Here is a 419-nt window from a genome sequence, read left to right as displayed (position 1 = left end):
TATTCGGCACGCGTGCGAACCCGCGCAGAGCGAGGGAATCGCTTGCGCGGGTCTGCAGTATTCACTGTCGAAGGGATTGCGTCTGCCGCGGGGTGCGGCATGGCAATCAGGCGCTCAGGACTTTGCGGCCCTTGGCGCGGCGACGCGACAGGATCTTGCGGCCGTCAGCGGTCTTCATACGGGCACGGAAGCCGTGGTCGCGCTTACGCTTGAGGTTGCTGGGCTGGTAGGTGCGCTTCGTGGCCATTGGGGGCCTCTCGTATGAATGGGACGGAAAGAACCGGAAATTCTAGAGAGGTACCCTACCCCGCGTCAACCCCTGGCAGCTACGCGAATTCACCGGGCTGTGCAATAGCTGTGGATGTTTTTGTGAATAAGTAGGGGACAAGCATTCCGAAGGCGGGCGCTCGGTGGTAGTC

The 419-nt window shown here is 61.3% G+C and carries 1 protein-coding gene; it reads right to left on the bottom strand.

Annotated features, from left to right (window positions below; genetic code table 11):
• Positions 1–106 precede the first annotated feature (106 nt).
• Positions 107–247, bottom strand: coding sequence for a 50S ribosomal protein L34 (rpmH, locus tag E2E34_RS35115; protein ID WP_005411729.1), 141 nt, complete (start codon positions 245–247; stop codon positions 107–109).
• Positions 248–419: the final 172 nt, after the last annotated feature.

The sequence above is a fragment of the Streptomyces albidochromogenes genome, assembly GCF_005981925.1.
Lineage (GTDB): Bacteria > Actinomycetota > Actinomycetes > Streptomycetales > Streptomycetaceae > Streptomyces > Streptomyces albidochromogenes.
Note: the sequence above shows the minus strand (reverse complement) of the source record. Positions and strands in the feature narration are given on the sequence as shown.